The following is a 10,278-nucleotide window of genomic DNA, read 5'->3' as shown; positions in this document are numbered from 1 at the left end:
ACACCCCGCCGCCGTCAACTCCGCGATCTGCTGCAACGTCGCGTTCACATCCGCCGTCACCGTCGTCGTCATCGACTGCACCGACACGGGGAACTCGCTGCCCACACCCACCGACCCGACCATCAGCTGCCGAGTCTTCCGACGCTCGGACAACACGGGAGGCGGCAATGCCGGAATCCCGAGCATCACGCCGTCACTCATGAACAAACACCTCTCACTGGAGCCGGATCGGGTTGACGATGTCCGCGGTCACGGTCAGCAGCGTCACGGCGCCACCGACGAAGATCACGAAGTAGGTGAGCGGCAGCAGCCGCAGGTAGTTCACCGGCGCGCCGGCGGGCATCCCGCGCAGCTTCCGGATCCAGTTTCGCACCCGCTCGTACAGGTTGACGGCGATGTGACCACCGTCAAGCGGCAGCAGGGGCAGGAGGTTGAACACGCCGACGAAGAAGTTCAGGCCGGCGAGCATCAGCCAGAAGAACGGCCACAGGCCCCGCTCGACCGCCTCACCGCCGAGCCGCGAGGCCCCGACCACGCTGACCGGCGACTCCAGGTCCCGCTCCGCGCCGCCGATGGCCTTGACCACGGCCGGGATCTTCTCCGGGAACTTCAGCAGCCCGTGCCAGGTGTTCACGAACATGTCACCCGTGTACCGGGCGGCACCGCCGACGGCCGTGAGCGCGTTGTACTGGAACTCGCGCTGCTGGACGACGCCGATCGCGCCGATCTCCCTGGTGTACACGGTGCCGTCTTTGCGCTTGTACTGACGGTCGACGCGCTCGACGTCGGCGGTCAGCGCCAGCGTCTCGCCGTCGCGCTTCACGGTGAACTCGGTCGGCCCGAACTTGTCGCGGGTCATGGTGAGCACGTCGGCCCAGTCCTTCGCCTGCGTGCCGCCGACCGCGACGATCTCGTCACCGGGCCGGAACCCGGCGCGCTGCGCGGGCGACGAGTCGCCGGGCGCGCAGTCGGCCTTGCTCACGCTCTGCACGCAGGGCGCCACCGACTCGATGACCGCCGTGTTGCGCAGGTTGGGCATACCCATCGTGGCGGCCATCACGTACAGGATGATGAAGCCGAGGATGAAGTGGGTGATGGAGCCCGCGGACAGCACCACGACCCGCTTCCAGGTCTTCTGCCGGTAGAAGGCGCGCTTCTGGTCCTCGGGCCGCACCTCCTCCAGCGCGGTCATGCCGGTGATCTCGCAGAACCCGCCGGCCGGGATCGCCTTCAGCCCGTACTCGGTCTCGCCGCGCCGGAACGACCAGATCTTCGGGCCGAACCCGATGAAGTACCGGGTCACCTTCATCCCGAACATCTTCGCGGTCGCGAGGTGGCCCAGCTCGTGCAGCGCGATCGAGATGCCGATCAGCAGCGCGAAGAGCAGAATGCCCAAAAAGAAGACCACGGTTTCAGTCCCTTCCAGACCTTACCGAAGCGGCCACCAGCTCCCGCGCGCGTGCGCGGGCCCACTCCTCGGCGGCGAGCACGTCGGCGACGTCGGCCGGTTCCCGCCGCCAGCCCTCCGCTTCCGCGAGCACCCGTTCCACCGTGTCCACGATGGACGTGAACGACGTGCCGCCGGCCAGGAACACCGCGACGGCCTCCTCGTTTGCAGCGTTGTAGACGGCGGGCAGGCAGCCCCCGCCGGAGCCCGCCTCCCGCGCCAGCCGGACCGCGGGGAAGACGGAGTCGTCCAGCGGTTCGAACGTCCAAGAGGTCGGTGAGTCGAAGGTACACGCGGCAGCGGCGCCCGGGACGCGGTCGGGCCACCCCAGGCCCAGCGCGATCGGCAACCGCATGTCCGGCGGGCTGGCCTGGGCGAGCGTCGACCCGTCGGTGAACACCACCATCGAGTGAACGATGGACTGCGGGTGAACCACCACGTCGATCCGCGGGTAGGGCACGCCGAACAGCAGGTGGGCCTCGATCAGCTCAAGGCCCTTGTTGACCAGCGTGGCCGAATTCACGGTGACCACGGGCCCCATGGACCACGTCGGGTGCGCCAACGCGTCCGCGGCCGTGACACCGGCCAACGACTCCCGCGTGCGCCCCCGGAACGGCCCGCCGGAGGCGGTCAGCACCAGCCGCGCCACCTCGTCCGGGCTCCCGCCGCGCAGGCACTGCGCGAGCGCGGAGTGCTCGGAGTCGACGGGCACGAGCTGCCCCGGCCGGGCCGCCTTGAGCACCAGCGGGCCACCGGCGATCAGGGACTCCTTGTTGGCCAGCGCCAGCGTGCCGCCGCGCTCCAGCACCCGCAGCGTCGGTTCCAGGCCGATGGACCCGGTGATGCCGTTGAGCGCCACATCAGCGGGCGCCGCTTCGACCAGGTCGACCATCGCCGAGGGCCCCGCGAGGATGCGGGGCAGCCGGAACTCGCCCCGCGAGTAACCGCGCTTCTGCGCCTCGGCGTACAGGGCCAACGTGACGTCCTCGACCGCGGTGGCCTTCGCCACGGCGATGACGGGAACCCCGAACTCGACGGCCTGCGCCGCCAACAACCCGGGATCGGAGCCGCCCGCGGCGAGCCCGACCACCGAGAAGCGGTCCCGATTGGCAGCGATGACGTCGAGAGCCTGGGTGCCGATGGAACCGGTCGACCCGAGGACCAGGACCGTTCGTGGAGTGCTCATCGCCACCATTGTTCCGGAACCAAGCTGATAGCCCGCACAGCGGTACTCAGGTCACAGAACGATAACGCAGGCGTGGGCTCACTCGAACGTGGGCAACCCCTGATCAAGCGCCCCACGGATTCCGCTCGTGGCGGCCCTCAGGAAGGAGACCCCCGTGGGCATCTTGGGTTGGATCGTCCTCGGCCTCATCGCAGGCGCCATCGCCAAGGCCATCATGCCTGGTCGCGACCCCGGCGGCATCATCATCACCATGCTGCTCGGCATCGTCGGCGCCATCGTCGGTGGGTTCATCGGACAAGCGCTGTTCAACACGGACATCAACACGTTCTTCAGCCTCAGCACTTGGCTCCTGGCCATCCTGGGCTCGCTGGTCGTACTGGGCATCTACCGCCTGGTGACCGGCAACCGTGCTCGCGCCTAGCGCGTCCCCCCCTCGCGCAGCGCGACCCCCAGCGCCCCCTCGACAACGCCGTCGAGGGGGCGCTCCCCACGCAAAACATCAACAGGCACCACGCGTGGGGAATACCCCGCACACGAGTCCCCCCGTCGTGTTCTCCCCGTATGGCCTGCGCGCCAGCGAACCGCGCTTTGCCAGGGAGGGCAAGCACGCTTTTCGCTTGCCCTCCCTGGCAAAGGGTGGTTGTCTCTGACCAGGCCATACGGGGAGAACACGACGGCGCTCTTGAATGTTCTCCTTGGCGGTCTGCCCGTCCGGCGAGGACGCTTTTAATCCCCCACCACAAACTCAATCGTCATCTTCATCCCACGTCATCTTCATCCCACCACCGAAACCGCGCCCGCCCGCCGGAGACCTCCAGATAAAACCCGCCAACAGCACCTTCGTCGTCAACCAGCCGGAACCCGCTCCCAGAGGAGCCACCGGAAAACACCTCGGCCACTCCTTCCACCCTCTCCACGAACACCCCGGTCATCCACGGGAAATCCCCGCCATCCACCAGGATCTCCGCGACGACCTCCCCCTCCCGGACCAGAGACCAGGCGCTCACCCGCTCAACCCGGCATCCCGGGCGAGCAACGCGGCCTGAACCCGGTTGGTCAACCCCAACTTCGCCAACAACCGGCTCACGTACGTCTTCACCGTGGCCTCACTCATGTGGAGCCGCTGACCCACATCGGCGTTGGACATCCCCAACCCCAACAACGCCAACACCTCCACCTCACGCTCCGTGAGCCCTTCGACCTGCCTCATGGCTTCCTGCCGCCGAGGCTGACCGACCTGCGCCACCATGCCGACCACCCGACTGGTCACCATGGGTGACAGGTACGCCTCCCCGGCGTGCACCGCGCGCACCGCGCGCAACAACTCCTCCGGCGCGGAGTCCTTCAGCAGGAACCCGGCCGCGCCGTCCGCCAACGCCCGCACGATGTTGTCGTCCTCGCCGAACGTGGTCAGCATGACGACCCGCACCCCCGGCGCGACGGCCCGCAACTCCCGCGCCGCGCCCAACCCGTCCAGCCGCGGCATCCGGATGTCGAGCACCGCGACGTCGACCCGCCGTTCCAACGCGAACTGGACGGCTTCCCGCCCGTCCCCCGCCTCGGCCACCAGCTCGATGTCGTCGGCGGTGCCGAGGATGGCTTTGATGCCCGCCCGCATCAACGGCTCGTCGTCGGCGATAAGTACCCGAATCACGCTCTCTCCTGTCGACAACCAGCCCCACCCCCCAACACACCCCCTAGAACACTTCGCTCACTGCCCTTCCAGATGGGTGCCCTTCTCCACGAGCTTCCCGTCCTTGAAGCAGAACCTCACCACCTTGACCGACGAACTGGAGAACTTCTGCTCGTCGGCCACCACGTACTCGCACCGCGACCCCGCGGGCTCCGGCGGCGCGTCGTCACGCAGTTTGGTTATCGGCGGCTCGGCACCCGTGGGGAGCTTCGCCCGCACAGCGCCCTCGTCATCCCCGACCTGCACCGACGCGTACATCTCGGGCGTCACGACCTTCGTCACCGTCTGCACGCCGAACCACGTGTAGCCGACCATCACCGCCACCACCACCAAGGCGGCGAGCACCATCGACCCGACACCGGCCCACTTGCGCACACCACGCGGCTTTTCCCGCTCGCCGGGCTCGTCCTCGACCGGCTCCGGCTCGTCACCGGCCGCCGGGCTCTCCTCGTACGGCAGCACGGCCGCGATCCGGAACCCGCCCGTGGGCAGCTCGCCGACGTGCAGCATCCCGCCCGCCAGCCGCACGCGCTCGCCGAGCCCGATCAACCCGAACCCGGCCCCGTCGGACGGCTTGTGCTGCCGCGGCGGGTTGTTGCGCACCTCGACCACCAGCGCGTCCGGCTCGTACTTGACGGTGACCTGCACGCTCGCGCCGGGCGCGTGCTTGCTGGCGTTGGTCAGCCCCTCCTGCGCGATCCGGTAGGCGGCGTGGCTGACCTTCGCGGGCAACGCGCGTGGCTGACCGCCACGCACGAGGCTGACCCGCACACCCGCCCGCCGCGCTCCCTCCACGAGTTCGTCGATCGCGTCGACGGTCCGCCGCGCCTGGTCCTCCTCGGGCTCGTCGCGCCGCAGCACGCCGATCACCCCGCGCAACTCCTCCATCGCCGTCAGCGCGGCGCTGCGCAACACCTGCACGGCCTCCCGCTGCCGCTCGCCGAGACCGGTGTCCAGCGCCAGCGCGCCCGCGTGCACGGAGATCAGGCTCAGCCGGTGGCCGAGGCTGTCGTGCATGTCCTGCGCGATCCGGTTGCGCTCCCGCAGCCGCACCTGCCGCGACACCATCTGGCGTTCCCGGACGAGGGTGCGCTCGCGGTCCTGCAACGCCGCTATCAACGCGTTCCGCTGCGCCGTGTACCGACCGACGAGGAACGGCAACGCCACCAGCATCCCGAACGCGGTGAACATCACCCACGCCCCGAACGGCCCCGACATCCCCGGCGCGGACGCGTCCCAGGTGACCACTCCCAGCCCCATGCCGAGGGCCGCGGTGGCGAGGGCGCGCTGCCACGACGCGATCCGGCAGCCGGCGGCGTAGGCCAGCATGATGGTCGTCACGACGCCACCGCGGTCGATGGTGAAGACCATCCATATCCCGATCAGCAGCGCTATCGCCGGGAAGGGCAGGCGCAGCAGGTAGATCGCGACGTACGCCACGCCGAGGCCCACGACCCACCACTGCACGGACCGGTCCTCGCCCACGAGCCAGCCCGGGTACACGTCGCACACCACGATCACGACGAGCGCCAGCAGCTCGCGCACCACGCGCTTCCAGGTCAGCTCGCGCAGGCGTGCCACGTGGGTGCGGAAGAACGCGGCGGGTGCCGTCCGGATGTCCAGGCCCTCCGGGCGCAGGCGCTGCGCAACAGACGTCACAAGGGACAACGTTAAAGAACCTCCCGGCGACCTGCGGCTTTCATTGGTCGCGGATCGCGCCGACGAAAGTTGACGCGCGTGCGCGCCTGCTCGCGATGACGACACCCGCGATGAGCAGGGTCGCGCTGACCGCCACCATGAGCGTGGACAACGCCACGATCTCCGGTGACACCCCGCGCTTGCTCGCTTGCGCGTAGACGAACACCGGCAACGTCGTCGACCCGACGCCCGTCAGGTAGCTGGACGTCACCACGTCGTCGAACGACAGCAGGAACGCGAACGCCGCACCCGCCGCCACGGCGGGTGCCACCAGCGGCAGCGTCACGGTGCGGAACGCGACCAGCGGTCCCGCGCCCAGGTCGGCGGCGGCCTCCTCCAGCCGGGCGTCCATACCCGCGACCCGCGCCCGCACGACCACCACCACGAAGCTCAGCGAGAACGCGACGTGCGCCGCGAGCAAGGCCCCGAAACCGAGCGGGATGCCGGCGAGCTTCACGCAGAACCCGAGCAGCGCGACACCCAGCACCACCTCGGGCACCACCAGCGGCAGGCTGAGCAGCACCGTCCACAGCCCGCGTCCCGGGAACGCGCGCCGCAGCCCGAACGCCGCCAACGTGCCGATGACCGTCGAGATGAGGGCGCTCGCGCCCGCCAGCCGCAGCGTCAGCCCCAGCGACTCCAGCACCCGGTCGTCCTCGAACAGCTCCGCGTACCACCGGGCCGAGAAGCCGGTGATCCGGCTCAGCGACCGCGACTCGTTGAAGGAGACCAGCGCCAACCACAGGATCGGGGCGTAGAGGAAGGCGAACACCAACCCCGCGACACCGGCCAGGACCCTCCGCCCGTTCACAGCACGTCCTCCCCGCGCCTGCCGCGCAGCACCAGCACGACCGCCACCAGCACCAGCAGCAGCACCGCCATCGCCGAACCCAGCGGCCAGTTGTTGCCGCCCCGGAACTGGTCGTCGATGACGCTGCCGAACGTCGACTGGTCCACCCCGCCCAGCAGCCGGGGCGTCACGAAGTCACCCGCCGCGGGCACCAGCACCAGCAGGGACCCGGCCAGCACGCCCGGGTACACGCCGGGCAGCACGATCCGCAGGAACGTCGACGCCCGCCCGTGGCCGAGGTCGTAGGACGCCTCCACCTGCCGGTGGTCGAACCGCTCGCACGCCACGTACAGCGGCAGCACCATGAACGGCAGGAACCCGTAGGTCAGCCCGAGCACGACCGCGCCGTGGGTGAGCAGGAACCCGCCGTCGCGGTCCAGCCCGACCACCCCGAGCAGCCGGTTCACCAGGCCGTCCCCGTCGAGCAACGCCTTCCACGCGTAGATCCGCGCCAGGTAGCTCGACCAGAACGGCACCAGCACGGCCGCCAGCAGGACCGTGCGGTACCGGCCGCCGTGCCGCGCGATGAACCACGCCAGCGGGAAGCCGAGCAGCAGGCACAGGGCGGTGGTGGCGGCGGCGTACGCCAGGGTGCGCCCGAAGATCGGCAGGAACGCGGGGTCGAGCGCGGTGAGGTACGCCCGCGTGGTCCACGGGAGCACCGCCCGCGCCACCCCGGTGTCGCGGGTGGCGAAGCTGAACTGGACCACCAGCGCCAGCGGCGCGATGAGGAACACGCCCAGCCAGAGGCCGGTGGGGGCGAGCAGACCGGTGGCGACGAGCCACCTGCGCCGGGTCGGGAGCACGAGGGCACATGATGCCACTCGCTCTGGCCACGCACCCCCGTCCGGCTCGGCCTCTCATCCAGCCCGGCCTCTCACCCAGCCCGACGTCCCACCCAGCCCGACGTCCCACCCAGCCCGGCCTCCCACCCAGCCCGGCACACACACCGTGCTTCCAGCCGGCGCGGGCCGCACCGGCCCCAACACGGATCAGCCCGTCTTGACCTTCGTCCAAGCGTCCGCGTACCGCGCCTCGACCTCCGGCCCGAGGTCCTTGGTGAACGGCAGCTTCGCGAGCTGCTCCGCCGGCGGGTACACCAGCGGGTCGTCCAGCAGCTCCCGGTCGATGTGTGCTTTGGCGGCCTCGTTGGGGCTGCCGTACCGGACGGCGTTGGCGAGCGCCGCGCCGACCTCCGGCCCGAGGACGTAGTCGATGAACTTGTGCGCGTTCGCGACGTGCGGCGCGTCCTTCGGGATGCACAGCAGGTCCACGTAGGACAACCCACCCTCGGTGGGGATGGCGTAGGCGATGTCCGGGTTGGCCCCACGCGCCTGGAACGCGTCGCCCGAGTACGCCTGCGCCAGCGGCACCTGCCCGCCGGTCAGCGGCTCGATCACGTCCGAGTTGATCTGACCGATCTTCTTCTTCAGGTCCAGCAGCACCGCGACCGCCTCGTCGAGGTGCTTCGGGTCGGTGGTGTTCGGGTCGTGCCCCGCCTTGAGCAGGCCCAGGGCGAGCGCGTCCCGCGCCTCGTCCAGGATGGTGCTGCGGCCCTGCGCGGCGGGCAGGTCGTAGGCCCCGAACCCGGTCACCTCGCCGAGCTGCGACTTGGCGTAGGCGAGACCCGTGGTGCCCCACGCCCACGGCACGGAGTACCTGTTGCCGGCGTCGTAGTCGGCTTCGGTGAACCGCTTGTCGAGGTTCTTCAGGTTCGGCAGCAGGTCGTGGTCGAGCGGCGTCAGCAGACCCGACCGCAGGAACCGCCGCAGGAAGTTGTCGCTCGGCACGACGAGGTCGTACCCCGCCGCGCCGGAGGCGATCTTGGCCTCCATCTCGTCGTTGGTGCTGAAGTTGTCGTAGGTGACCTCGATACCGCTGGCGGTCTTGAAGCCGGACAGGGTGTCCGGCGCGATGTAGTCCGTCCAGTTGTAGAAGTTGAGCTTCGGCTCGTCCTTGGCGTTGGTGGCCTTCGCGCCCGACGTGGGCGTGTTGTCCGCGTTCGGCGCTTCGCCGACACCGCACGCGCCCGTCGCGGCCAACGCGAAGAACGCCGTGGAGCGCAGCATGGTCCGGCGGGTGACCCGCGGGCTGTCCACGTCCCACAGGCGGGCGATCCGGAGGTTACGTCGAGTCATTCCGCTTTCTCCAACAGCACGGTGAAGTCGGGGTCCCAGGCCATGCGCACGGGTTGTCCCGGTGCGCCCGCGTCGTCGATGCGCCGGGTGTTCTGCACGAACGCGACCAGCTCGCCGCCACCGGGCACGTCGACCACGTACTGCGTCGATACCCCGGTGTACACGACGTCGCGCACCGTGCCGTTGAACACGCACCAGCCTGACGGCGGTTCACCGGCCTGGTCGTACAAGTGCACCTTTTCGGGGCGCACGGTCGCCGCGACGCGCTGACCGTGCCGCACTCCGCCGTTCAGCGGGGCACGCAGGCGCGTCACACCCGGCGCGGACAGCTCGACCCAGCGGCCGTCCACTCCGGACACCTCGGCGTCGAGGATGTTGGAGGTGCCGATGAACCCGGCCACGAACCGGGTCGCCGGGCGTTCGTACACGTCTTCCGGGTAACCGACCTGTTCCAGCTTCCCGGCGTTCATGACGGCGATCCGGTGCGACAGGACCAGGGCCTCTTCCTGGTCGTGCGTCACGTACAGGAACGTCGTGCCCACCTCGCGCTGGATGCGCATCAACTCGATCTGGAGTTCCTTGCGCAGCACGGCGTCCAGCGCGCCGAGCGGTTCGTCCAGCAGCAGCAGTTGCGGTCCGGCGGCGAGCGCGCGGGCGATCGCGACGCGTTGCTGCTGGCCGCCGGAGAGCTGCGCGGGCCTGCGCTTGGCGAACGGGCTGAGCCGCACCAGCTCCAGGTGCTCGCCGACGGTCTTCTTCAGCGCATCACCGCGGATGCCCTTGCGCTTCACCCCGTACGCCACGTTGTCCCACACGGACATGTGCGGGAACAGGGCGTACGACTGGAACACCGTGTTGACGTCCCGCCGGTACGGCGGCACGCCCACCATGTCCACGCCGTCCAGTTCGATGCGACCGGCGTCGGGGTGCTCGAACCCGGCGACCATGCGCAACAGCGTGGTCTTGCCGCAGCCGGACGGCCCGAGGACGGAGAAGAACTCGCCCTCGTGCACGCGCAGCGTGATGTCGTCCACCGCGGTCTGGTCCGCGAACCGCTTGGTCACCCCGTACAGGCCCACCTCCACGGGGGCGAACGTGTCGGGCGTTGGCTCCTCGGCCGGGTGGAACTCCGGTTCCGCGGAGCCGGGCTGGTCGGTCAATTCGTCGCCTTTCCGTGGTCAAACAGGCGGTGAGGGTAGACGCCGGTGCGGTGCCGCGCACCTCACGTCTCGCGCGCGCCCATCATGTGCGACGATTGGCCCCGTT

At 69.8% G+C, this 10,278-nt stretch carries 11 protein-coding genes; 1 reads left to right on the top strand and 10 read right to left on the bottom strand.

Annotated features, from left to right (window positions below; genetic code table 11):
* The 3 genes from KZQ38_RS06100 to dxr form a co-directional block, all read right to left on the bottom strand.
* A partial coding sequence (locus KZQ38_RS06100) for a flavodoxin-dependent (E)-4-hydroxy-3-methylbut-2-enyl-diphosphate synthase (RefSeq protein WP_219439190.1) occupies positions 1–201 on the bottom strand: 201 nt, incomplete at its 3' end.
* A 13-nt stretch (positions 202–214) separates the two neighbouring features.
* Entirely contained in the window at positions 215–1,408 is a 1,194-nt protein-coding gene (locus KZQ38_RS06095) for a M50 family metallopeptidase (protein WP_219439188.1), read from the bottom strand.
* A gap of 4 nt (positions 1,409–1,412) precedes the next feature.
* Positions 1,413–2,633, bottom strand: coding sequence for a 1-deoxy-D-xylulose-5-phosphate reductoisomerase (dxr, locus tag KZQ38_RS06090; RefSeq protein WP_372452210.1), 1,221 nt, complete (start codon positions 2,631–2,633; stop codon positions 1,413–1,415).
* Positions 2,634–2,787: 154 nt separating this feature from the next.
* On the opposite strand from dxr, the gene KZQ38_RS06085 reads away from it, so the two are divergent.
* Entirely contained in the window at positions 2,788–3,054 is a 267-nt protein-coding gene (locus tag KZQ38_RS06085; protein WP_219439184.1) for a GlsB/YeaQ/YmgE family stress response membrane protein, read from the top strand.
* 337 nt (positions 3,055–3,391) lie between these two features.
* Here KZQ38_RS06085 and KZQ38_RS06080 read toward each other — a convergent pair whose 3' ends face one another.
* From KZQ38_RS06080 to KZQ38_RS06050, 7 genes are all read right to left on the bottom strand, one after another.
* Positions 3,392–3,640 (bottom strand): hypothetical protein, encoded by a 249-nt coding sequence (locus KZQ38_RS06080; protein WP_219439182.1) that lies wholly within the window; start codon positions 3,638–3,640, stop codon positions 3,392–3,394.
* On the bottom strand, positions 3,637–4,287 hold the full coding sequence (locus KZQ38_RS06075) for a response regulator (RefSeq protein WP_219439180.1): 651 nt from the start codon (positions 4,285–4,287) through the stop codon (positions 3,637–3,639). Before KZQ38_RS06075 ends, KZQ38_RS06080 begins: the two co-directional genes overlap by 4 nt.
* A 57-nt stretch (positions 4,288–4,344) precedes the next feature.
* Positions 4,345–5,985, bottom strand: coding sequence for a sensor histidine kinase (locus tag KZQ38_RS06070; protein WP_308258257.1), 1,641 nt, complete (start codon positions 5,983–5,985; stop codon positions 4,345–4,347).
* Positions 5,986–6,025: 40 nt separating this feature from the next.
* A complete protein-coding gene (locus tag KZQ38_RS06065) occupies positions 6,026–6,835 on the bottom strand; it encodes an ABC transporter permease (RefSeq protein ID WP_219439177.1) in 810 nt (269 codons plus the stop codon).
* Positions 6,832–7,680 carry an ABC transporter permease gene (locus tag KZQ38_RS06060; RefSeq protein ID WP_219439175.1) on the bottom strand — a complete coding sequence of 283 codons (849 nt, stop codon included), beginning with the start codon at positions 7,678–7,680 and terminating at the stop codon, positions 6,832–6,834. The genes KZQ38_RS06065 and KZQ38_RS06060 overlap by 4 nt, the downstream gene beginning before the upstream one ends.
* Positions 7,681–7,866: 186 nt before the next feature.
* Positions 7,867–9,012, bottom strand: a complete 1,146-nt coding sequence (locus KZQ38_RS06055) for a polyamine ABC transporter substrate-binding protein (protein ID WP_219439173.1) — start codon at positions 9,010–9,012, stop codon at positions 7,867–7,869.
* The gene (locus KZQ38_RS06050; RefSeq protein ID WP_219439171.1) at positions 9,009–10,172 is read right to left on the bottom strand and encodes an ABC transporter ATP-binding protein; all 1,164 of its coding nucleotides are present in this window, start codon (positions 10,170–10,172) and stop codon (positions 9,009–9,011) included. The genes KZQ38_RS06055 and KZQ38_RS06050 overlap by 4 nt, the downstream gene beginning before the upstream one ends.
* Positions 10,173–10,278 lie beyond the last annotated feature (106 nt).

The organism is Saccharothrix obliqua, assembly GCF_019375475.1.
Lineage (GTDB): Bacteria > Actinomycetota > Actinomycetes > Mycobacteriales > Pseudonocardiaceae > Actinosynnema > Actinosynnema obliqua.
The sequence above is the reverse complement of the archived record's forward strand: the minus strand, read 5'-3'. Positions and strand labels throughout refer to the sequence as shown.